The sequence below is a fragment of the Blautia sp. MSJ-36 genome (assembly GCF_018917985.1).
GTDB lineage: Bacteria > Bacillota > Clostridia > Lachnospirales > Lachnospiraceae > Blautia_A.
Window position 1 is genome coordinate 16,265 of sequence record NZ_JAHLPQ010000031.1, and the last position, 22,572, is coordinate 38,836.

Sequence of the window (22,572 nt, forward strand, 5' to 3'; positions counted from 1 at the left end):
TGAAGAAAGATGGACAGACCTGACGATTAACATAAGGAGAATTGAGAAAAAATGATCAATGTATCAGACAAGCTGAAAGAAGAATCAAAGAAAAAACATAATTATTATGTTACAGCAAATGTTGCATTGTCAGATGGAACGAACCTCTCATTAAAAAAAGAAGATTTCTGGCTCGATGGAAATGACATTATAGACGCGGCGGATAGCGGTGATTTTCCGCTGGGGCTTGCAATTGAAAAAACAGCAACGCTTTCTCTTGTAAATGAAAATGGAAAGTTTGCAGAGTACAGTTTCAATAAAGCGGTGTTTACAATTTTTATGAATTTGGAATTGTCTGATCGCTTGGAAACATTTCGAAGAGGCAGCTTTATAGTATGCAAGAAGCCAGCGGTAGATGATGAGATTAATCTTACGTTGCTCGATTATATGAGTAAAGCAGATCGTACATACAAAACAAATCTTATTTTTCCGTGTACTGCAGGAGAGGTTCTGGAAGACGCATGTCAGCAAACAGGAATTATCCTTGGTGATGCAGATTTTGAAAATTCAGATTATCAGGTCAAGAAAACTCCGGAAGGCACAACATACCGTGCAGTGATCGGAATGGTTGCGGCGCTGGCGGGAGGAAATGCGAGAATTGATGAAGATGATTTGTTGAGAATTGTCACCTTCGACACTGCGGAAAAAAGACAACATGATCTGATATCAATCAGCGATATAGAACATGATATAGATCCTGTACATATAACAGGGGTTAGATATTCCGATGGTGATACCGAATATTTTTGCGGAGACGAAGGATATGTTATAGATGTCAGTGACAACAAACTGCTGTCTGGAAATGAAGAAGATGGCTTGAATCGGATCGGGCAGATACTGAAAGGCTTTGAACTTCTTCCATTTTCGTTAAGTAGCATTCCGGTAGGATACGCTACCTTTGGAGATTCTGTGCGGTTCAAAGACAGCAAAGGAAATCAATACAAGTCTTATATTACAGATGTTGAATTTAATTTTGCAGATAGCACAGAATTTTCATGCAGCGCAAAAAGCATTGAGGAACAGGAACTGGAATATCCGGACAATACGCGAGTTATTGTCGATCAGGCTATTAAGGCGGCGGAAAAGAAAGTTTCTGCTTACGATACAAAATTAAAACAGATGAACGACATGGCGGCAAACAGTCTGGGATTTTACTATACGGAAGAACCGCAGCCAGATGGATCTGTAATTGTATACAGGCATAATAAACCCAATCTCGCAGAATCAAAGATTGTGTACAAAACCACAGCGGACGGATTCTTTGTAACTTCGGATTACCAGGGAACAGATGCTGAAACAACGGCAACAGGAAAGTGGACTTCAGGATTTGACGCAAATGGTGATGCGGTTCTTAATATTCTGTACGCAATCGGAATTCAGTCAAAATGGATCAATACCAGAGGGCTGACTGCCAAGGATAATGATGGGAATATAACATTTCGAGTAAATGCAGACACTGGTGAAGTTGAGATGGACCCCAAGATGCTTATTATAGGCAAGGGGACATTAAATGATAAACTTTCAGAAATGGAAGAATCAATTGCATCATCAAGTAGCATGACATTGCAGCTGAGCAATGATTATCAGAGCATCTCAGTTGATGCGAATGGAAATTACACACAGTTTCCGGAGTGCTCAACAACAGCTGTAGTGCTTTACGGAACAGAGGATGTTACAGATTCTTGCTCGTTTTCGATTGCGACATCACAAAGCGTTACAGGAACGTGGGATGCAGATAACAAAACATATACAGTTACAGAGCTGACTTCTGACAGTGGGTGGATTGACATTAAAGCAACTTACTTAAAACTATCGGTAACGAAAAGATTTTCCGTTTCTAAGTTATACGCTGGAAAAGATGGCTTACAAGGCTTACAAGGCCCAGATGGAAAACAGGGTATTCAAGGACCGCAGGGACCGGACGGAAGAACGCAGTATACACATATTGCCTACGCAAACTCAGCAGACGGAAAGACGGATTTTTCAGTCGGCGATTCAAACCGGGAATATGTTGGAATGTATGCTGATTTTACAGAGACAGACAGTGAAGACCCATCAAAGTATCACTGGACACTTATCAAAGGCGCAGATGGGAAACAGGGCATACAAGGTCCGCAGGGACCTGATGGAAAAACTCCGTACTTCCACACTGCCTACGCAAACTCAGCAGACGGAAAGACAGATTTTTCGCTGGATGACAGCACGGATAAAACATACATTGGGCATTACACAGATTATGTATCGGCAGATTCCACAGACCCGTCTAAATACACGTGGGTAAAAATTAAAGGAGATCCAGGCGTAGCTGGTAGGACATATTTCTTGCAGGCAAATGCAGAAATACTCCTTATGGGAGCAGATAAAAAGATAACTCCAAATAATTTGAGCATCAAATTGTATTACAGGGACGGACAGGGAACTGCAGAGAGCCAGTACGGCTGGTGGAAGATCGAAAAAAGTTCTGATAAAGGAAATAACTGGAGCGAAGTGAGCACCGTATATACATCGTCGATGAAACTTATTAGCATTGCAGTAGATACAATGTCACTTAGCGCTCACGATATGATACGAGTATCAGTTTATGCTGATAAGGCGAAAACCATATTGTATGATCAACAGACCTTTTCCGTTGCGGTTGATGTAGATTCTCTGACACAAGCGGATATTGTAGAAATATTGTCGGATGGAGGTAAATGGAAAGGAATATATTATAATAAGGAAGATAATACATTATATATATCGTTCGATGCAGCAAAAGGAGGAACCGTTCTTCTTGGAGGACCGAACAATGGTAACGGACAGCTGAAATTATATGACGAGAATGGTAACGAAGTCCTTCGATTAAATAACGGCGGAATGGCAATGAACAGTTCCGCGGATGACGCTATAACTATTTTTAGGCTCCTGCGAACAGGACTTTTTTACTATGACTCTACAGGAAAAAAAAGAAAGGTAAGTATCGATACAGGCGGCTTGGCTGTATATGTAGATTACACTGATACAAACAACTATAAAATGTTGAAGCTGGGGAAATACGGCCTGTATGCAGCAAAAAAAACAAGCGGCGTAGAAGAACTCTGGATGGAGGGTGATACAAGCAAAAAGTGGGAAGGTTATATCATTCGTTACTTAAACGATTTGGTTCGTATAACTGCAAACGCTGTATATACAGACGGCTGTTCAATGGGAAAGAACCTGACTACATCGGGAACCCTTTCGGTAGCGGGAACCGCTGGGCTAAAGGGCGGTGCGTATGTACAAGGAAGTTTTTCATTTGAGGATGCAGAACAAACTACAGCTTCGTCACCTGTCAGAAGAAGACCGATAGCTACAGCTGGAACTGCGGGAAAGAAGATAGCTTATATTGCATCAGGCACCACTATGTCTAGTGAGGGTTTTGAAGTTGATCATTTAGAAATCAGAGGACAATTTACAACAAAAAGCTATTATACAAGAAAATTCTATTCTGGCTCAGCTCCGTCCGACATTCGATTAAAAGATAACGTCGTTGACAGCGAAGTGAATGCCCTCGAGACAGTCAATCAGATGCAGGTTCGCCAATTTGATTGGAAAAAAGGTGGACATCAGAACATCGGTTTTGTGGCGGATGAACTGGAAAAAATCGACCCGAATTTAGCTCTGGGCGGTGGGTACGATGAAAATGGGGAAATGAATGTCAAACAGATCAACACTCCATATCTTTTGAATTATGCCGTTAAAGCAATTCAGGAATTGTCCGAAACAGTAAAAAACCAAAACAAACATATTGAAGAACTTGAAAGGAGGCTGAGCTAATGCTGATTGCAGAATTCTCCCATAAGGGAGAAGAAATAGAGATTGACGATGCACTCTGGCAGCATGATTACGGCCAGAAGATTCAAATTAAGGGTTTAGACCTTCCGGAAGTGTTTGAAGTCCATTTTGCCTGGAAAGATATCGAAAAGGCAAAAGTAGTAACCGGTTCCACAGTAGACGGAGTATCCACCGTAGATATCCCCAACATCGCCCTGGAACAGAGAAGGGCGATCACCGCTTACATCTACCTGTCGAACGCAGTTGAAGGCGAGACGGTGAACACAATCCTTATGACAGTCAATAAGCGAAAGGCTCCGGAAGGATTTGAAATTCCGGAAAAAATTGACCTGTTTCATCATACTATCGAAGCAACTGCGGAATATCAGCGGAGAGCAAAGGAATCAGAGAAAAATGCATCCACACAGGCGGCAGACTCAGAAGCCTGGGCGCATGGCCGGGAAGATCATCCGGATCAGGCGCAGGACAATGCAAAATATTATGCAGAACAGGCCGCAAAGAGCGCCGCAGAAGTCCCGGGAAAGACGGAACAGGCAAAGAAAGACATTGACAAGTACGTTCGGCAGAAAGAATCAGAACTGAAGGGCGAAACCGGCAATGTCTTTTTTGCGGCTTTCAAAGTCATAAACGGTCGATTGAAGATGTACTCTGACCCGACTATGGACAAGGTATGCTTCCGGAGAGTAGGAAGCCGGTTAAAGTACAGACTGAAAATTTGAAAGGAGACAAAATGAGCAATACAGAAAACTCTTATTCAGAGACAGACCTGGGCAATGTATCTCCGAACCCCAGAGGGGAGTATGATCCAGAAACCTCATACGAATATCTTGACATTGTAAACTACGAAGGAGGCTCTTACTTGTGCCTTGCAGAACTGGGAACGACAGTAACCGGTGTTGCGCCGGCGCACGGGAAGAATACAGACACTTGGCAGCTGTTGACACTCCCGGGAGATCTCACACCGGAATATATCGCCATGCACGATGACGTAGCTAATAAGGCCAAGCAGGTAGAAGCTTCACGTGCTGCTGTGGAGCAGTCACAGCAGGAGATTGAAGCGGGTCAGGCAGATGTGCAGCAGTTACATTCTGACACCGTAGAAGCCGCACAGAAAGCCTCAGACAGCAGGGACAGTGCAGCAGGCTACGCCCAGGCCGCTGAGACATCCAGACGGGCCGCTGCGGAATCTGAACAGAATGTCAATGCTCAGATTACCGGGTTTGACACTCACGTGTCCGAGTCGGTCACACAGGCGCAGAAAGACATTGAGGTAGCCCGGCAGCAAGCGGTTAATGCAGTCACGGCGCAGCAGACTACATCTGTAGAAAAAGCAAAAGAAGCTATCACAAATCATACCAACGATGAAATTGCAAGAGAGAAAGCAGAAGTCAAAGAAATCAAGGATGCACTTGATAAAACAATTTCTGACGCGAAAGAGCTGGATACAGAGATCACACAGACGGTTTCGAATGCGAATTCTGCGGCGGCAGCAGCGAATACAGCGGCAAAGAATGCAGCAGAAGCAACAACGACAGCAAACAAAGCAGAAGAAACCAGGGCGGTAAATGAAAAAGCCAGAGTGGAGAAAGAATCTGAAAGAGCAACCGCTGAGACAGAAAGAGAGACAGCGGAAACAAAAAGGGAAGAAGCAAGTGCTGAAGCTGTAAAAAATGCAAATGATGTTGCATCGGCCTTAAAAGACTACACAGCAGGACAGGCTGACGTTGATTACAAAGAAAAAGTTGCGAAAGCGACCTCAAAAGCAGAAGTGGATGATCTGTTCGTTGAGTGGTGGAAATTTCAGTATAAGCCTGAAATCTACAGTAAAGTAGACATGCTGGAAAGATGGTTCGGAAACGTCCTTGAAGACGATCGAGTACACGGCGTGACAACACCACGATACGCAAAAAGCACTTCTATGCTCGGAGAACTTACAGACGATTCCGCCGGGCTGGTATGTACTCCGTCCACGGAAGCTAAAGCGGGCACTGATCCATTCGCACACTTACCACAGTTTTGGTGCCTGGAAGTGGCAGCGGAAAAGAATGCAGACGGATCACATACGATCTATTATATTGAGCACATTGACGATACTGCGGATGTCAGATCGGGAGAATACCTGTGCTGGGTACTTCAGAAAAATACCTGGAAAAGAGAGTGGCAGGATTCAGAATATAAATATCTGAAAACCAGATGCCATCCAGCTTCTGGTTATAAGCGATGGCCAGAAGGAACCGACCGAACCGGTAAAGTACATGAGTACATGGCACATCCAAAATATTATGCCGGAATCGGGACAGATGGAAGAATCACCTGCGGAACAGGTATGAAACCGGTAAATCGTACTTCACATCAGAGCGGAGTGCCGAAATGGCGGGCAAGAGGCTCACAGTATGCCGGAGCATCCGGAAGCCTGCCCAAATTCCTGGATATTATGACACGTCTGAAATATGGGCGCAAAGGAAATTCAGGAAAAATTGAAGGTTGCACAAGCTACAACTATCAATATACGGTTGCAGTAAGCGAGACAGGAGTAGAAAGAGTAATTCTTACAACCGCTCAGGCAGCCAACCTTTTTGTAGGATCTGCCGTAATGCTGGGAGTTCAGAACGGAACTGACCGAAACACAGCAAGTAACTATTCTATCTTTGATGCGAAGTTGATTACAGCGATCGAGACTGTGAATATTGATGGTACAGATTATTCCGCTGTCTACGTGGACAATGGTGGAAAGACATTCGACACAACCGCCGGAAGCACCTATCTTTCTACAAGCCCGTATTATTCCGGATGGAATGATAATGTGCTTGGCAGAGATGGTAGCAAGATCAGCCCAACTTCCGGAAAAGAACCGGGAATGATCCAGGGCGTAGAGTTCATGAACGGTTCCTATCTGATTGTCTCCGATGAATTATGGCAGTGGAGCCAGGATGCGAATGAGAATTATTGTTTTGATTGCTACAAATGCTACGATCAGTCAAAAGTAGGTTCTGCAATCAATGAGAACTACGAAAAAGTAAATGTTCCAACATTGGTATTTCCGAAAGATACAGCTGCCTGGACATGGAAGTATATTACTGATAATGCAATCAATGATGATGTTCTCTGGCCGGAGGCAACCAACGCAAGCGGAAGCGGCGTTGGAGTGGGAGCTGGCTTCTATTACGGGCCTGCGGCGTCTGGTGTTCGTGCGGCTTGGTGCTTCGGCACCTTGTACAACGGTGGCAATGCTGGCGTTCCTTGCCGTCACTCGAGCTTTTGGGTGTCTTACGCTTACTGGAGCGGCTCTCTCGGAGCACCTGGTCTTGAGGGTTAAAAACGGGGTGAATGCGAAGCAGAGGGGCAGTAAGCCCCTTTATTGTCTTATTTGCAAATAAAATAATTTTAGGGTTATACGGTGTCTGGGAGCTGGCTTCAATTGCAATCCGGCAGCGTCCGGCGTTCGAGCGGCGTGGGTTTTTGGTAACCTGAACGACAACGGTAATGACGGCGTTTCGTGCCGGCATTCGAACAATGGGACGGGCAACGCGAATTGGAACGGCTCCCTTGGAGCAACTGGTACAGATGTAGTGCAATATGATCATTGCGCCGCATAATCCTCACTTATGCGTGAAAATAACTTGAAACCAGCGCGGTTAGTAGCTACGGCGAAAGCTGCGGAAGTAACCAGATGAGAACATGAAAACATATTGCAAAACAATAAACATTGAAGATTGGAAATTTAATGAAGCTGCAGTTATAGATTGCTTTAAAAACAAAAGAAGCAGAAAGGATTTTCAGCAGCTTTTGTGTAAAACAAAGACGATAACCAGGCGGCAGATTGCAGAAGCCCAGCTAAATAAAGACTTAGAAACCATCATGAAAGCAGAAACGGCAGTTGCAAAGATGCTTACACAACGGATTATAGACAGAGATTTGAAACTAAAGCCGATCTATCAGTTTCAAAGAGAGGATGGACTTACACATAAACTCAGAGATATATGCCAGGAGACACCGGAACAGCAGGTATATGAATATATTGCAGTGAACGCATTGAAACCACTTTTTAAGGCGAAAATACTGCATATTCAACATGGAAGCATTCCTGGAAGAGGATGCGATTCGGGAAAACGAAAAATAGAAAGACTTCTCAGAAGGAAATTCAAAACGAAAAAGATAGCGGTTGTAAAAGGAGATATCACAAAGGCGTATCCATCGGTTACAGTAGAGACGGTGTTGAGAATGTTAAAAAGAGATATCGGGAAAAACAAAGTACTGCAGTGGTTTCTGGCTACTCTTATGAGTAATTATCCCGGCAATCATCTCTGCATAGGCGGTTACCTTCCGGCATGGCTTTTTAACTATGTAATGTCCTATGTGCTTAGATATATCTATGAATTGCATCAGATAAGACGAGGAAACAAAAACAAGCTTGTATACGCAGTTGTATGCTATGCGGACGATTTTACTATTTACGGAGATCTATCAAAGCTGGAGAAAGCAATGAAAAAGGCGACCGCCTGGGTAAATGATAAGTTTGGACTAAAAATAAAAGGAATCTGGCAGTTTTATAAAATAGCATCGCTGAACGAAGAAAAACAGAACTTAAGAGAAAGACAGAATGGCAGTAAGAAAAGGACTCCCGGTGTTGATATGATGGGATATATAGTAAGGAGAAAATACACAATCATCCGCGGAAGAGTATTTCGGAGAATTCGAAGACAAACCTTGCGTGCCTGGGACGACTATGAAAGACAAGGATATGTTCCGTGGTGGAGAGCTTGCCGGATATGCGCCTATAAAGGGCCAGTAAAACACAACAACAGTGAGAATTTTAAGAAGAAATACAATTTCATGAAACTATTAAAAATATGTTCAAAAAGTGCGAGTAAGCACGGAAAGGATATTGAACGTGAGAAGAGAATGTTACTCATTGCAGCCGCCTCGTATTGAACTTTATCCGGTATTTTCCGGTACAGATATTATTTTGAGAAAAAACATTACAGAAACAGAAAAAGAAGAACCGGAAAAATATACAGCCTGGGAATGCGATGAAGTACAGTTCCATTACCGGGGCGGGACAACGATAGAAGAGATCGAGGCAGATTTCGAATACTGGTTCAAAAAAGCAGAAGAAGCTTCAGAATCCTCTGACATAGAAAATCTGAGCTTGGAGGACGCAAGAAAAGAGAAGTACCAGGAAATTGCAACCGCATGCGAACAGACCATTTATGCCGGTGTGGATGTCAGCACATCTTCTGGCGTGGAGCATTTCAGTCTGACGGAAAAAGACCAGATTAATTTATTTGGCAAGAAAATGCAGTTGCTGGCAGGAGAAGAAAAACTGGAATACCATGAGGACGGACAGCCGTGCAAGTATTTTTCCGCAGAGGATATGCAGAAAATCATTAAGAAAGCAATGTTTTATGTGTCTTATAACACAACATATTGCAATGCTATGAATATGTGGATTAAATCTATCACAAAACCCAGTGGCTTAGACCAGATCCGGTGGGGTGCGAAAATTCCAGAGGAGTTCCAGAATGAAGTCCTGAAAGACTACATGAAGATCATTGCATCCGGAGGTATTGCATAGTGAAAAAAATCATAAAGTACCTGACGCTCTTCCTGATCGGAGGAGCTTTTTATTACGCCCTGGAAGTACTATTCCGCGGATATTCGTTCCCAGCAATGGCAGTGTGCGGAGGCTTATGCTTCATTATCTGCGGTGTGCTGAACGAGAAAGATCGGTGTACGCCACTGGTTCTCCAGATGGCGATAGCGACGTGCGGAATTACAGCCATTGAATTTATTTTTGGGTTAATTCTGAATGTGTGGCTTGGCCTGGAAATGTGGGACTACAGCAATATGCCCGGAAACATTCTCGGCCAGATTTGCCCGGAATTTACAGCGTTATGGTTCTTTCTGTCAGCGGTCGGAATCTTCCTGGATGATCTGATTAGATGGCGAATATTTGGCGAAGAGAAGCCACACTATCACCTTTTCAAGAAAAGAAAGGGCGATAGATGACGAAACTACAGATAATTTCAAAATTATGGTCTGCGATTTACGACATGAAGTTAAAGCAAAAACCGCAGGAAGAAATTGACCGGGAACTTGACATTCTGGAATATGAATGCCGTAAATATGCAGATATGGACGATGAAGAGGTATTTAAATGAAATATAAAAGAGGTATTAGAGCAGAGCCGTGAGGCTCTTATTTTTATACAAAATTGCGCCGGCGCAACACCGGAGAAAGCGTGAATAATTGAAAGAAATACTCACACAGACTTATCTTATTGCATTGCCGATCCTACTTGGTTACATTGTCTGGCTTTTGAAAAACCAAAAAAAAGATCGGGACGCAAATAGTAAAGGAACCATGCTCCTGCTCCGTGTCCAGATGATTGAATATCACTCGAAGTATACAAAAGCAGGAGATATTCCATCTTACGCTTATCAGAACTTTTGCGAGATGTATGAAGCCTATCACCGCCTCGGAGGAAACGGCATGGTAACAAAAATGAAACAGGAAATTGAAGAATTACATATCAAGAGAAAAGGAGAATGATCATGAATATTAACACAATCACACAGTATGTAACCTACGCCCTTGCTCTGATCGGCATTCTGGCTTTCATCGTATCAGCTGTCGTACAGGTGATCAAGGATCTTCCGGGGCTGAAGAATATCCAGACCAGCATCGTGGCGCTTACGGCATCCCTGATTCTGTGCCCGGTGACTCTGCTGATCCTGTGCACATATTATAAGGCTGCAATCACATGGTACTATATCGTAGCATCGATTATTGCCGCATTTATTGTATATTTAGTAGCAACTGGAGGCTGGGAGAAAGTAAAAGAAATCTGGGACAGAACAAAATACAAGAATTCAGAGGGTGAGTGATCGCCCTCTCAGGAGGAAGAACATGTTAAAGATTATAGGAAAATCCCAGGCCAGCATTGAACAGATGCAGGTCTATATCAAGAAAGTAAACCCGCAGGTGTCCGATTCGGTCATTAAGATGGTTCCACTGTATCTCACGGAAGGAGAAGCGGAGGGCGTGCGTGGTGACATTGCATTCGCTCAGTCTTGTCTGGAAACCGGGAACTTTACTTTCGACGGATCTGCGGTGACACTGGATCAGAACAACTTCTGCGGCATGGGAGTGACCAAAACAGGCATGAAGGGTAATAGCTTCAAGAAACCAGCAGAGGGTATCCGTGCACAGATCCAGCACCTGCAGGCCTATGCGTGCACGGACCGCCTGAAACAGAAATGTATTGATCCGCGTTACACATACGTCAACAGGGGCTGCGCAGAGTATGTGGAGCATCTTGGCATCCACGAAAACCCGAAGGGCCAGGGTTGGGCTGCCGGCCGGAACTACGGGCAGAAGATTATCAACATCCTGAAAGGCATATTATCTATTAAGACATCAGAAAAGGAGAGCGATACTATGAACATTACAAAAATGATCAGCAAGAAAAACTGCTATATCGGTCAGAACAAGCCTGCCTATATTGTGATTCATGAGACAGACAACTGGAGCAAGGGAGCGGACGCAAAAGCCCATGCTACAGCAATGAAAAACGGTAATCTGGCCGGAACCGTGCATTACTATGTAGATTCCAAATCCATATATCAGACTCTGGATCACAGCGACGGAGCCTGGGCTGTAGGGGATGGAAAAGGAAAATACGGCATCACAAACCGAAATTCTATCAACATCGAGATCTGTGTAAATCCGGAAACAGACTACTATAAAGCAGTAGATAAAGCGGAGCAGCTGGCAGCACAGCTTCTGAAGCAGTATAGATGGGGAGCAGATCGCCTGAAACGCCACTATGATGCTTCCAGGAAGAACTGCCCGCGCCGGATCCAGGCAGAAGGACGCTGGCCGGAATTTGTAAAAAAGACTGTAGCATATATGAAGGGAGCAACGACAGTGAAGAATACGACAACAAAGAACGCAGCAACATTAACCGACAAGATCGAAGTCCAGTTCCCAGTGATCCAGAAGGGCAGTAAAGGAACTGCAGTATCTATGCTGCAGGCTATGCTCGGAGTGAAAGTGGATGGTGATTTCGGGAATGACACAGATACATCCCTGAAAGCATTCCAGAAAAATGTGAAGCTCACAGAAGACGGAATCTGCGGAAAAGACACCTGGACAAAGGTAATTGAACACATGAAGGTCAATACAAAATAACTTCTTATTAAAAAGGTCCGGCAGGTACCCACTGCCGGACGGATATTGTATCATCATTTATGAGCTAATGTTCTGGCGATCATGTCGTTTACTCTGAACAGAGTTTATACAGAGTGGTACCGGAATAAGGGTTATGATTTCACCATTACCTCCTCCACAGCATACGACCATAAATGGATCTATGGCAGGAATATTTTTGAGAGCATTGACCGGATCGTGGATGAACTTTTTGAAAACTACCTTTCCAGACCGAATGTGCGTCAGCCGATCCTGACCCAGTACTGTGACGGACGCCAGGTGCAGTGCAGGGACCGGGGATGGATGACCCAGTGGGGAAGCAAAGCTCTGGGAGATCAGGGATATTCCGCCATTGAGATCCTGCGGAGCTTCTATGGAAACGATATGTATATCAATGTGGCGGAAGCAGTTTCCGGGATTCCCGCATCCTGGCCTGGATATGACCTGACTATCGGTGTTACCGGAGAAAAGGTACAGCAGATCCAGGAACAGCTTAATGCCATAGCAAAAGCCTATCCTGCCATCCCATCAGTGATCGTGGATGGTATTTATGGTCCGGCTACTGCTGCATCTGTAAAAAAATTCCAGAATATATTCGGGCTTCCTGCATCCGGAGTGGTGGATTATCCAACCTGGTATAAGATCCAGGATATTTATGTAGCAGTGACCAGGATAGCGGAGCTGCAGTAAATGAAAAATGATAAAAATGTTCCCTGCTATTTCCGGAGTGATCTGATCCGGGCAGGGGGGTAATCCGTGAAGATGATTTCAGAAAAAAATGTTTGACGTTTCAGAATAAACCAAGTATAATGGCTGTTTGTATCTTTGAACGCAAATTGTAAAGAGATTGCGTTTATGAGCATGTGAAAAAGCGAAATGAGAATGTCTGCTTTACAAAAGGAGTGATGAGAATGACATTTTATCAGGAACTGCAGTTAAGCTCAATCGGATCAAAACAGCTGATTCGAAATACCACAGACAAAAAGGAAAAGCGAAGACATATTCTGATCTATAATTTTAAAGTATATCTTGTCATGGCATTTTGTGTGGCAGTTGTGACATTGTACAGTAAGATAACCGGTAATGACAACAGCGTTGTGGGAGTAACCGTACTTCTGGCCGTGCTGGTTTTAAGACAGGCGGATTTCGGGATCCGGACTACACATGGACTGCTGTCCATTGCCGGGATCTTCAGCATTTTGATCATAGGACCGCGGCTGTCCAACATGGTTTCACCGGTGCCGGCATTTTTTGTAAATGCCGTAAGCATTCTTTTACTGATGATTCTGGGATGCCACAATGTGATCATGTATAACCATTCTACATTTGTCTTGGGATATCTGCTTCTGATGGGATACGACGTAACCGGAAAGGCGTATGTGCTCCGCGTGGAGGGACTTCTGGTGGGGATGATCCTCTGCATGGTGATCTTTTACAAGAATCAGAAAAACCGCCCGTATCGCCGGACATTTCTGGACCTGTTCCGGGAATTTGATCTGCATTCTGCAAGAGGCAGATGGTATTTAAGACTGACACTGATCGTTTCCAGCGCTATGCTGATCATGTCTCTTCTGGGCCTTCCAAGAGCAATGTGGGCCGGAATTGCCTGCATGTCCGTGTGTCTGCCGTTTACCGAGGACTGTAAAGGCAGAGCCGGAAAAAGAGGTATGTTCAACATTGTGGGATGCCTGCTATTTGTGGTCCTTTATCTGGTGCTTCCAAAGTCCATGTATCCTTACATCGGAATGATCGGAGGAATCGGTGTTGGATATTCTGCAGGCTATGCGTGGCAGACAGCATTTAATACATTTGGAGCGCTGTCCATCGCATCAGGACTGTTTGGAATGCCGGCAGCAGTGCTGCTCCGTATCGGAGCCAATGTGTTCGGGGCGGTTTATACCATGGTTTTAAATACGCTTGGAGATAAACTGGTACAGTATATGTGGGTACGGAAAAAGGCGGAAATCTGATTGACAAAATAATGCACCGCGGGAGATAATAACCGGGTGCATTATTTTTTTATACAACAGAGCAAAAGAGGGGAATTGAAAAATGAACACATTAACAGTTTTACTACAGCAGATCGGAATGTTTGTGATCTACATTATCACAGGCGTGATCCTGATCCGCACAAAAGTACTGACACGGGAGAATCTGGAGATTATTTCAAAAGTAGTGATCAAACTGTCACTGCCGGTGATGATTTTTATCAATACGGTAAACGGAGTGGATCGGCAGACGTTTTTTTCCTCCCTGTCTATCCTTGGAATTGCGGCAGTGATGTATGTGTGCCTGCTGATCCTGGGCACTTTATCCGGAAAAGTATTTCGTCTTCAGGGAGAACATCTGCAGCTATACCGCGCAATGACTGTATTCGGAAATGTGGGATTTATGGGAATTCCTATTGTTGTCAGTATATATCCGGAAAAAGGAATGCTGTATATGGCTGTTTTTACCATCATCGATCAGCTGATGTTGTGGACTCTGGGAGTAAAGCTGACTTCCTCAGAAAAAGAAGGCGGGGCTTTTAATCCGAAAAAACTGATCAACCCTGTGACAGTTGCCATTATTCTGGCATTGATCTGCGTGTTGACAGGAATCCGGATTCCGCTTGTTTTAAATACGGCACTTCAGAAGATGGGGGCGACGGCAACACCGCTGGCAATGATCTATCTGGGAGGTGTTTTTGCCTGCATTGATGTGCTGAGCTTTATCAGGAAACCGGATTATTATGGAATCACATTGATAAAAATGCTGGTATTTCCAGTGCTTTTTTATATCCTGTTAGGCTTTGTACATATTCCGGCGGATATCCGGATGACTATGGCGCTGACTTCTGCCATGCCTGTGATGTCATCGGTGGTAATGATGGCAAATGCTTCCGGATCGGATGGAGATTATGCAATGGGAGGAATTGTGGTTACTACATTATGTTCTGTCCTGACCCTTCCTGTGGTATCCTGGATCTTTCAGGTGCTGGGGTAAAAGTATTGCTCTGAAAAAAGTTTTGCCGTATAATGGGCAATAGCAAAACGGTCCGGTAATCCGGGCCGGACAGAGGAGAAATACTATGTACGAAGAGACAACAGAGAAACTGCTGGAATTTATCAGCAAAAGTCCTACAGCCTTTCAGGCAGCAGAAGAGACAAGAAGACGTTTTCTGGAGGAAGGCTTTACAGAACTGAAAGAGGAGGAGAACTGGAACCTGGAAAAAGGCGGAAAATATTTTGTCATGAGAAATCATTCTGCGATCATCGGATTTTCCATTCCAGTCAATGACTGCAGAAGATATCATATCATTGCAAGCCACAGCGATTCCCCGTCTTTTAAGATAAAAGAAAATCCGGAGATGTCTGTAAACGGAGCTTACGTGAAACTGAATGTGGAACGGTACGGAGGAATGATCCTGTCTACCTGGTTTGACCGTCCTCTTTCTGTGGCTGGCCGTATGATCGTTCGCAAAAATGGGAAAATCCTGGAAAAACTTGTAAATATTGACCGGGATCTTGTCATGATCCCAAGCCTTGCCATCCATATGAACCGTGATATTAACGGAGGCTATCATTACAATGTCCAGAAAGATATGCTTCCACTGTACAGTGGCAATGGTGAAAAAGGAAACTTCATGCGGATGCTGGCGGAAGAGGCTGAGGTACGTCCGGAGGATATCCTGGGACATGACCTGTTTCTTTATAACCGGATGCCCGGAACGATCTGGGGATCCCGGAATGAGTTTGTTTCCAGCCCAAGACTGGATGATTTGCAGTGTGCTTTTGCTTCACTGGAAGGTTTTCTCCAGGCGGATAAGAAGAAAAATATTACAGTCCACTGTGTACTGGATAACGAAGAAGTGGGCAGTACCACAAAGCAGGGAGCAGCATCCACATTCCTTAAAGATGTGCTGTTTCGGATCAATCTGGCCCTTGGGGGAGATCAGGAAACTTATCTGATGGCCCTTGCGGAGAGTTTTATGATCTCTGCGGACAATGCACATGCGTTTCATCCGAATTATACAGACAAGGCAGATCCTGTAAACCGTCCGGTGATGAACGGTGGAATCGTGATCAAATATAATGCCAATCAGAAATACTGTACGGATGGGATCTCCACAGCGATTTTCAAGGAACTCTGCAGAGAAGCAGAGGTGCCATATCAGACATTTGTGAACCGTTCCGATATTGCCGGCGGATCCACACTGGGAAATATTTCAAACACCCAGGCAGCTATGAATACGGTAGATATCGGCCTTCCTCAGCTGGCCATGCATTCCGCTTATGAGACAGCCGGAGTGAAAGATACGGAAAGTCTGATCCGTGCGGCAAAAGTATTTTACAGATAAGAGCGGAGGATATGAAAATGAGCAGAAAAGCAGTATTTTTTGATGCAGACGGAACTGTCTGCGATATGAAAAAAGGCGTGCCGGACAGTGCCATTGAAGCCATCCGTTCGCTGGTAGATAATGGACATGAAGCATGGCTCTGTACAGGAAGAAGCCGGGCTTTTGTCTCCTGGTATCTGGAGCAGATTCCTTTTACCGGAATGATCAGTGCCTGTGGATCGACCATTGAGAAAGACGGGAAGAGACTTTTTAACAAAGAGATGACACCGGAGGTTGCAAAACTTTCCGTGGAGGTTTTGAGAAAATATGGGCTGATTCCGGTAATGGAAGGCGCGGATTTCATGTACTATGATAAAGAGGAGTATACCGATGAAGTGAACTGGTATGCCAGCCTGATTACAGAATCTCTGGGTGATAAATGGAGACCGATTCGTGGAAATGAGGACTGCATGCGGATCAATAAGATCAGTGCAAAAATGACCGCAGGGTGTGATGCAGAGGCTGCATTGTCCATTTTGTCGGAATACTATGATATCATCCGTCATGAGGGCAGCAGTTCATTTGTGGGAAATACCATTGAGCTTGTGCCAAAAGGATTTAATAAGGCGGTGGGAATCGCGGCAGTGATCCGCCTGTTTGACATTCCGTGGGAAGATACCATTGTTTTTGGAGACAGTAACAATGACCTTGCCATGTTTGAATATGCTGCAACAAAAGTTGCCATGGGAAATGCCTCACCGAAGATCAAAGAACTGGCAGACTATGTTACGTCCGATATGTTCCATTATGGAATTCGGGATGGGCTGAGACATCTGAAGCTGATCTGAAAATAAAAAATGCTGTGGAAATGTACATAAAACATTTTCCACAGCATTTTTATGTTATGACAGTGTTCAGATCAGCCCCAGGCTTTTGCAGAGAAACAGCCAGACTGTCAGGGTAAAGGCACTGAACAGTGTGGTGAGAAGCACGACTCCCGAAGAAAAAGAGCCCTCATGCCCCATATTTTTTGCCATGACAAAGCAGGTAACGGTGCTGGCAGATCCCAGCATAATGATAATGGAAACCAGTTTGTCCTTTGTAAAACCACAGCGGATGGCAAGTGGCAGAAAAAGCGCTTCATAACCGATCAGTTTCATAAAGGTACAGGCAACTGATGCTTTCAGCCGGGAAAAAGCTTTTCCAAAGTGTAGAGATCCACCCATGGCCATAAGACCGAGAGGAGTGGCGGTTTTTGCAAGATTGCCTACGGTAGAGTCCAGAATCTTTGGAAACGGAAGGCGAAGAAGGGACCAGAGTGTACCGGCAACAATACCAAGAATGATGGGATTGGTGACAATACCTTTTAACGTGCACTTCAGAACTGCACCGTCCAGTTTTCCCTGATCTGGTTTAAAGATGGAGAGGACCACAACGGCCATCACATTATAAAGAGGTACACTTGCAATGATCATCAGCGGCGCCATGCCTGCATTTCCATAAAGATTCTGGATAACTGCAATACCCAGGATAGCGGCGCTGCTGCGGTAAGATGCCTGGATAAACTCGCCCCGGATATCAGATGGATGAAGGAGCCGGGACAGGAGTACGGAAATCATGATGCTGAGGGAGGTGATCAGAAAACAGAAGATCACCATTTTGGAATCCCACGCTTCATAGATATCGATCTTGGCGATATCCTGGAACAAAAGGGCGGGCAGCGGGATGACGAACACGAATTTGTTCATGCGGTTGACAAATGCTTCATCAAAAAGTCCGATCCTACGGAAAAAATACCCGAGGAGCAGGGTGAGAAAGATGGGCACGGTAACATTGAGACAGAAAATAAGATTGTCCATAAAAAGAAAGCCTCCCTGAGGTAAAATATCTTCATTTATTATATCGAATCCTCGAAAATTGTCAAACGAGGTATACGGGACTGTAAAATTCTGGTATGATAAAAAGTGTTGCAAAAAAGCAGCACAGGGGTTGAGAAGGAGAAAGAAAAAATGAGATACGGAAAAATACGGATCGAAGACGGCTTTTTTGTATTTACCAGACATATGATGCTTAACAGTCTTCCGTGTAAGGATATCCTCTGGGCGTATATGCGCCGGGAAGGAGCAGATAAAACCGGTGAAAAACAGCTGATCATCAACTATCTGGTAATTATAACCAGGCGTCAGAAACGTTATAAATTTGATATGACAGAACAGGAAGTACAGGACTGTCTCCGGCTTCTGAAAGTACTGAATCCGGATCTTGCAGTTGGTTTTCCAAAAGGAAGCAGGCTTCCGCTTCAGAATCTTCCAAATACGAGAGATCTGGGTGCTTTGATGACCGAAGATGGTTTGCACATTCTTCCCAGAAAACTTCTGCGTAGTGGTGAGATTTATCATGCTTCCATAGCAGATACCAGGATTCTTTCAGAAGAATATAATGTCAAAACAGTGATCGATTTCCGGTCTGCGGCGGAAGTAAAGAAAAAACCGGATGATATTATGGCAGGAGTAGAGTATTATCATATTCCGATCCGTGATGAAGAACGTAGCGGAAACAGCTTTTTTGAACGTGTGATGTCCTGCTACGGAGATGGAGAACGGTATATGAGGGAACGGTACCGAAGCCTTATTACAGATGAATATTCCCTGAAACAGTACGCGCGCTTTCTGGATGTATTGCTTCATGTAAAGAATGGAGCCGTTGTTTTTCACAGTACCACAGGAGAAGACAGGACAGGAGTCGGAACAGCACTTTTGCTCTTTGCTCTGGGAGTACCGAAGGAAACAATACGAAGAGATTACATGCGGTCGAATTCATGCCTGGAAGAAGAACTGAAATACATGCGAAGGCTTTACCGTGCGGACAGGCCGGAAAACAGCCGAAAACTTGCAGATCTCAAAGCGTTCTATCAGGTAAAAGAATCCTATATCAATACCGTTTTTGATGTCATTGAAAAGGAAAACGGGGGGATCGAAAGATTTCTGCGGAGAAAACTTTATCTGACACCAAAAGCCTCCGAAGAGCTTAAGAAAAAATATCTGATCTGAGGATAAAAACACTTCTTATTAATTTGAAAGAATTTTACGGGAAATTTTGATTGACAAAATTTTCGAAGTTGTTATAATGGTAAGAAAGCAAATGTTTATTAGATTAAAGCGTTAACTGACGAAGTTGGTTTTCTATACATAAAAGTGTTGAAAGCAGGTGTATTATGGAAAAGAGAATACTATCCATCCTTGTGGATAATACTTCCGGAGTCCTTAGCCGTGTGGCTGGCCTTTTCAGCCGCCGTGGATATAATATTGACAGCATTACCGCAGGAGTGACTGCAGATCAGAGATATTCCCGTATGACAGTTGTCTGTGAGGGAGATGATCAGATGCTCCAGCAGATCACCAAGCAGCTGGCGAAGCAGGAGGATGTGCAGGATGTCAAAGTCCTTGAGCAGGATGACAGCGTTGCCCGTGAGCTGATGCTCGTCAAGGTTGCTGTGAAGCCGGAACAGAGACAGGGAGCACTTTCCATTGCAGATATCTTCCGTGCCAAGGTGGTGGATGTGAGTAAGGATTCTCTTATCATGGAGATGACAGGAAGCCAGAACAAGCTGAAGGCGTTTGTGGAGCTGATGGCTGACTATGAGATCCTTGAACTTGCAAGAACAGGAATCACAGGCCTGTCACGAGGCAGTGACGATGTCCGTTATCTGTAAATTTTTTACATATGTTTGCTAGGAGAGCAGCAGCTCTCTTAACGATAAATAATTTTTATGAAGAAGATGTTGTGAACATCAGAGGAGGAAAGTAAAATGGCAAATAAGATTTTTTACCAGGAAGACTGTAATCTCGGATTATTAGATGGTAAGACAATTGCGATTATTGGATACGGAAGCCAGGGACATGCACATGCACTGAACCTTAAAGAGTCCGGATGTAATGTAATCATCGGTCTTTACAAAGGAAGCAAATCCTGGAAAAAAGCTGAGGAGCAGGGCTTCGAGGTATATACAGCTGCTGAGGCAGCTAAAAAAGCAGATATCATTATGATCCTGATCAACGATGAGAAACAGGCTGCACTTTACAAGAACGATATCGAGCCGAACCTTGAGGAAGGCAACATGCTTATGTTCGCTCATGGCTTCAACATTCATTTCGGATGCATCAAACCACCAGCATATGTTGATGTTACAATGATCGCTCCGAAAGGACCTGGACACACAGTAAGAAGCGAGTATCAGGCTGGTAAAGGTGTTCCTTGTCTGATCGCTGTAGAGCAGGATGCTACAGGTAAAGCTCAGGATATCGCACTTGCATATGCACTTGGAATCGGCGGAGCAAGAGCTGGTGTTCTTGAGACAACATTCCGTACAGAGACAGAGACAGACCTCTTCGGTGAGCAGGCTGTACTTTGCGGTGGTGTTTGCGCACTTATGCAGGCTGGTTTCGAGACACTTGTTGAAGCTGGTTATGACCCAAGAAACGCATACTTCGAGTGTATCCATGAGATGAAACTGATCGTTGACCTGATCTATCAGTCAGGATTCGCCGGAATGAGATATTCTATCTCCAATACAGCTGAGTATGGCGATTACATCACAGGACCGAAGATCATCACAGAGGATACAAAGAAAGCAATGAAGAAAGTTCTTTCCGATATCCAGGATGGTACATTCGCAAAAGAGTTCTTACTCGACATGTCCGATGCAGGTGCACAGGTACACTTCAAGGCTATGAGAAAATTAGCTTCTGAGCATCAGTCTGAGAAAGTCGGCGAGGAGATCCGTAAACTCTATAGCTGGAACGGCGAGGATAAGCTTATCAACAACTAAGCAAAATTTATTGCAAAGCAATAAATTTTGCGCTACTCGAACGAAGCGAAGCGGAGTTTGAGTCAAAAAAGTTACACTTGTAATATAGTGGCATGAAACTTTTTTGTTACTGGCTACTATGAAGAAAACCATCTGGTCATTATGATCAGATGGTTTTTTGTAGTATTTATTTGAATTTTTTACTTAATTCCCTTGTCCTCCCAAAAGAACGGCATAATTAAATCCATATCCACATCTTTCTGTCTGCATACAAATCCGATCTCACGAGGTGGAAAAGAAAATCCTACCGGTACTTCCACCAGTGTTCCTTCTTCCAATTCCTTTTTTACAAAATCCCGAATCACACAGGCAATTCCAAGACCAATCTCCGCAAACTGGATCAAAAGATCCATGGTTGATACTTCCAGAATATGACTCAGCTCCACATGATGTTCTTTCAGCTGTGCGTTTACAGTCTGACGGGTAATATTATCCTCATCCAGCATCATGAAAGTCGCCGCCTGGATCAGCGGTTCATCAGGATAGAGTTTTTTCTGATTTTCCAGATACTGCTGTGTACAGACAAAAGTATCCCGGATTTTTAAGAGGGGATGAAAATAATATCCGCGAAGCTTCTGTGGCCGTCCGATCAGCCCCAGATCAATTTTTTCCTCATCCAGAAGCTGCAGCGTCTGATAAGTAGACTGGCAGGAAATGGTGATGCGTACATGAGGAAAACGAGAGATATATTTCTCAAGATGGGAAAGGAGTACATATCTGGTTAAGGTGGAGCTGGCACCCAGACGGAGTTTTGGAATGTCCCGGGAGCGGTTGTGGCGGATGGAATTTTCACCCTCATCCAGAAGGGAAAGAGCTTCTTTTACCTTCTCAAAGAGAAGTTCACCATCCGGAGTCAGAGTGACACCCCGGGAACTCCGTTTAAAAAGAATGGTATCCAGGTTCTGCTCCAGTTTCTGAATTGCCTTGCTGATGGCCGGCTGACTGATATAAAGTTCTCGGGAGCTGTGAGAGATGCTGCCTGTGCGGGCAACTGTATAAAAAATATGATAAAGAGACAGATTATCCTGCATACAAAGACTTCCTTTCCAAAAAGGGATAGATAGCAATCAAACAGAGATTAGATAATTATAATAGCACAGGATTCATGGTTCGTAAATAAAGAACAAGGAAGAAATCATACAATAACCATAAAATCTTCTTTTTGCTCTTGAATATCTTTGCAATTGCAAAGATAATATGGTATACTATAAATGAGCAAGTTCGTGATTTTGCATAAAAGAAAGACACCTCGATTCCATGTGTTGTATAATGAAAGTGCCAAAACAAACATTTGCAACATTTACGAAAGAAGGTGTCTCTCGCA

At 44.1% G+C, this 22,572-nt stretch carries 18 protein-coding genes and 2 pseudogenes; 18 read left to right on the top strand and 2 right to left on the bottom strand.

What is annotated here, in order from left to right; all coding sequences use genetic code 11:
• Nucleotides 1-51: 51 nt before the first annotated feature.
• From KQI39_RS14990 to KQI39_RS15055, 15 genes and pseudogenes are all read left to right on the top strand, one after another.
• Nucleotides 52-3,834, top strand: a complete 3,783-nt coding sequence (locus tag KQI39_RS14990) for a tail fiber domain-containing protein (RefSeq protein WP_216419331.1) — start codon at nucleotides 52-54, stop codon at nucleotides 3,832-3,834.
• The gene (locus tag KQI39_RS14995; protein WP_216419332.1) at nucleotides 3,834-4,571 is read left to right on the top strand and encodes a hypothetical protein; all 738 of its coding nucleotides are present in this window, start codon (nucleotides 3,834-3,836) and stop codon (nucleotides 4,569-4,571) included. Before KQI39_RS14990 ends, KQI39_RS14995 begins: the two co-directional genes overlap by 1 nt.
• An 11-nt stretch (nucleotides 4,572-4,582) precedes the next feature.
• Nucleotides 4,583-7,168 carry a hypothetical protein gene (locus KQI39_RS15000; protein ID WP_216419333.1) on the top strand — a complete coding sequence of 862 codons (2,586 nt, stop codon included), beginning with the start codon at nucleotides 4,583-4,585 and terminating at the stop codon, nucleotides 7,166-7,168.
• 362 nt (nucleotides 7,169-7,530) lie between these two features.
• Nucleotides 7,531-8,784, top strand: a complete 1,254-nt coding sequence (locus KQI39_RS15005) for a reverse transcriptase domain-containing protein (protein WP_216419334.1) — start codon at nucleotides 7,531-7,533, stop codon at nucleotides 8,782-8,784.
• Entirely contained in the window at nucleotides 8,765-9,427 is a 663-nt protein-coding gene (locus KQI39_RS15010) for a DUF4376 domain-containing protein (protein WP_216419335.1), read from the top strand. The genes KQI39_RS15005 and KQI39_RS15010 overlap by 20 nt, the downstream gene beginning before the upstream one ends.
• A complete protein-coding gene (locus KQI39_RS15015) occupies nucleotides 9,427-9,861 on the top strand; it encodes a putative ABC transporter permease (protein WP_216419336.1) in 435 nt (144 codons plus the stop codon). Before KQI39_RS15010 ends, KQI39_RS15015 begins: the two co-directional genes overlap by 1 nt.
• 240 nt (nucleotides 9,862-10,101) lie before the next feature.
• Entirely contained in the window at nucleotides 10,102-10,404 is a 303-nt protein-coding gene (locus tag KQI39_RS15020; RefSeq protein WP_173775715.1) for a hypothetical protein, read from the top strand.
• A gap of 2 nt (nucleotides 10,405-10,406) precedes the next feature.
• Nucleotides 10,407-10,739: a ribonuclease gene (locus KQI39_RS15025; RefSeq protein ID WP_216419337.1), complete on the top strand. Its 333-nt coding sequence runs from the start codon at nucleotides 10,407-10,409 to the stop codon at nucleotides 10,737-10,739.
• Nucleotides 10,740-10,767: 28 nt separating this feature from the next.
• Nucleotides 10,768-11,259, top strand: a pseudogene (locus KQI39_RS17955) (glucosaminidase domain-containing protein); the annotation flags it as partial.
• 48 nt (nucleotides 11,260-11,307) lie between these two features.
• Entirely contained in the window at nucleotides 11,308-12,045 is a 738-nt protein-coding gene (locus KQI39_RS17960) for a peptidoglycan recognition protein family protein (protein WP_253293211.1), read from the top strand.
• A gap of 63 nt (nucleotides 12,046-12,108) precedes the next feature.
• Nucleotides 12,109-12,753 (top strand): annotated as a pseudogene (locus KQI39_RS15035) (peptidoglycan-binding protein); the annotation flags it as partial.
• A gap of 221 nt (nucleotides 12,754-12,974) precedes the next feature.
• Complete coding sequence (locus tag KQI39_RS15040; RefSeq protein WP_216419341.1) at nucleotides 12,975-14,033, top strand: FUSC family protein; 1,059 nt, start codon at nucleotides 12,975-12,977, stop codon at nucleotides 14,031-14,033.
• An 82-nt stretch (nucleotides 14,034-14,115) separates the two neighbouring features.
• The gene (locus tag KQI39_RS15045; protein WP_173763214.1) at nucleotides 14,116-15,048 is read left to right on the top strand and encodes an AEC family transporter; all 933 of its coding nucleotides are present in this window, start codon (nucleotides 14,116-14,118) and stop codon (nucleotides 15,046-15,048) included.
• Between the two features lie 85 nt (nucleotides 15,049-15,133).
• A complete protein-coding gene (locus KQI39_RS15050) occupies nucleotides 15,134-16,402 on the top strand; it encodes a M18 family aminopeptidase (RefSeq protein WP_216419343.1) in 1,269 nt (422 codons plus the stop codon).
• Nucleotides 16,403-16,419: 17 nt separating this feature from the next.
• Nucleotides 16,420-17,229: a Cof-type HAD-IIB family hydrolase gene (locus KQI39_RS15055; protein ID WP_216419345.1), complete on the top strand. Its 810-nt coding sequence runs from the start codon at nucleotides 16,420-16,422 to the stop codon at nucleotides 17,227-17,229.
• A 66-nt stretch (nucleotides 17,230-17,295) separates the two neighbouring features.
• On the opposite strand, the gene KQI39_RS15060 is transcribed toward KQI39_RS15055, so the two are convergent.
• Nucleotides 17,296-18,240, bottom strand: coding sequence for an AEC family transporter (locus tag KQI39_RS15060; protein WP_216419347.1), 945 nt, complete (start codon nucleotides 18,238-18,240; stop codon nucleotides 17,296-17,298).
• Nucleotides 18,241-18,390: 150 nt separating this feature from the next.
• Here KQI39_RS15060 and KQI39_RS15065 point away from each other — a divergent pair, with 150 nt between their 5' ends.
• The 3 genes from KQI39_RS15065 (at nucleotide 18,391) to ilvC (ending at nucleotide 21,209) form a co-directional block, all read left to right on the top strand.
• The gene (locus tag KQI39_RS15065) at nucleotides 18,391-19,431 is read left to right on the top strand and encodes a tyrosine-protein phosphatase (protein ID WP_216419349.1); all 1,041 of its coding nucleotides are present in this window, start codon (nucleotides 18,391-18,393) and stop codon (nucleotides 19,429-19,431) included.
• A gap of 164 nt (nucleotides 19,432-19,595) precedes the next feature.
• Nucleotides 19,596-20,093, top strand: coding sequence for an acetolactate synthase small subunit (gene ilvN / locus KQI39_RS15070; protein ID WP_216419350.1), 498 nt, complete (start codon nucleotides 19,596-19,598; stop codon nucleotides 20,091-20,093).
• Between the two features lie 96 nt (nucleotides 20,094-20,189).
• Nucleotides 20,190-21,209 (top strand): ketol-acid reductoisomerase, encoded by a 1,020-nt coding sequence (gene ilvC / locus KQI39_RS15075; protein ID WP_118515940.1) that lies wholly within the window; start codon nucleotides 20,190-20,192, stop codon nucleotides 21,207-21,209.
• A 179-nt stretch (nucleotides 21,210-21,388) separates the two neighbouring features.
• On the opposite strand, the gene KQI39_RS15080 is transcribed toward ilvC, so the two are convergent.
• The gene (locus KQI39_RS15080) at nucleotides 21,389-22,279 is read right to left on the bottom strand and encodes a LysR family transcriptional regulator (protein ID WP_173763219.1); all 891 of its coding nucleotides are present in this window, start codon (nucleotides 22,277-22,279) and stop codon (nucleotides 21,389-21,391) included.
• Nucleotides 22,280-22,572: the final 293 nt, after the last annotated feature.

What these genes read in the sequence shown, in the direction of transcription:
- KQI39_RS15045 (WP_173763214.1), top strand. Translation starts at nt 14,116, where the DNA reads ATGAACACATTAACAGTTTTACTACAGCAGATCGGAATGTTTGTGATC.
- KQI39_RS15050 (WP_216419343.1), top strand. Translation starts at nt 15,134, where the DNA reads ATGTACGAAGAGACAACAGAGAAACTGCTGGAATTTATCAGCAAAAGT.
- ilvC (WP_118515940.1), top strand. Translation starts at nt 20,190, where the DNA reads ATGGCAAATAAGATTTTTTACCAGGAAGACTGTAATCTCGGATTATTA.
- KQI39_RS17960 (WP_253293211.1), top strand. Translation starts at nt 11,308, where the DNA reads ATGATCAGCAAGAAAAACTGCTATATCGGTCAGAACAAGCCTGCCTAT.
- KQI39_RS14990 (WP_216419331.1), top strand. Translation starts at nt 52, where the DNA reads ATGATCAATGTATCAGACAAGCTGAAAGAAGAATCAAAGAAAAAACAT.
- KQI39_RS15040 (WP_216419341.1), top strand. Translation starts at nt 12,975, where the DNA reads ATGACATTTTATCAGGAACTGCAGTTAAGCTCAATCGGATCAAAACAG.
- KQI39_RS15065 (WP_216419349.1), top strand. Translation starts at nt 18,391, where the DNA reads ATGAGATACGGAAAAATACGGATCGAAGACGGCTTTTTTGTATTTACC.
- ilvN (WP_216419350.1), top strand. Translation starts at nt 19,596, where the DNA reads ATGGAAAAGAGAATACTATCCATCCTTGTGGATAATACTTCCGGAGTC.
- KQI39_RS15055 (WP_216419345.1), top strand. Translation starts at nt 16,420, where the DNA reads ATGAGCAGAAAAGCAGTATTTTTTGATGCAGACGGAACTGTCTGCGAT.
- KQI39_RS15025 (WP_216419337.1), top strand. Translation starts at nt 10,407, where the DNA reads ATGAATATTAACACAATCACACAGTATGTAACCTACGCCCTTGCTCTG.
- KQI39_RS15000 (WP_216419333.1), top strand. Translation starts at nt 4,583, where the DNA reads ATGAGCAATACAGAAAACTCTTATTCAGAGACAGACCTGGGCAATGTA.
- KQI39_RS15080 (WP_173763219.1), bottom strand. Translation starts at nt 22,279, where the DNA reads ATGCAGGATAATCTGTCTCTTTATCATATTTTTTATACAGTTGCCCGC.
- KQI39_RS14995 (WP_216419332.1), top strand. Translation starts at nt 3,834, where the DNA reads ATGCTGATTGCAGAATTCTCCCATAAGGGAGAAGAAATAGAGATTGAC.
- KQI39_RS15060 (WP_216419347.1), bottom strand. Translation starts at nt 18,240, where the DNA reads ATGGACAATCTTATTTTCTGTCTCAATGTTACCGTGCCCATCTTTCTC.
- KQI39_RS15005 (WP_216419334.1), top strand. Translation starts at nt 7,531, where the DNA reads ATGAAAACATATTGCAAAACAATAAACATTGAAGATTGGAAATTTAAT.